The sequence below is a fragment of the Pseudomonas sp. SIMBA_068 genome, assembly GCF_046534705.1.
Taxonomy (GTDB): domain Bacteria; phylum Pseudomonadota; class Gammaproteobacteria; order Pseudomonadales; family Pseudomonadaceae; genus Aquipseudomonas; species Aquipseudomonas putida.
Window position 1 is genome coordinate 1 of the sequence record NZ_JAWRYI010001738.1, and the last position, 233, is coordinate 233.

A 233-nucleotide genomic window follows, 5' to 3' on the forward strand; every position below is an offset into this window, starting at 1 on the left:
ATCGCAACGTAGACACACTTGATGCCTGAGTCGCGCTGGTTGATGATCGCATCGATCGCCATTGCGGTTTTACCGGTCTGACGGTCACCGATGATCAGCTCACGCTGGCCACGGCCGATTGGAATCATCGCATCGACCGACTTATAACCGGTCTGAACCGGCTGGTCGACTGACTGACGGTCGATAACGCCAGGTGCAATGACTTCAACCGGTGAGAAACCGTCGTTGTCGAT

General features: G+C 55.4%; 1 pseudogene. It reads right to left on the minus strand.

The annotated features are described in order from the left end of the window. Positions 1–233: pseudogene (locus SB756_RS35700) on the minus strand (F0F1 ATP synthase subunit alpha); the annotation flags it as partial.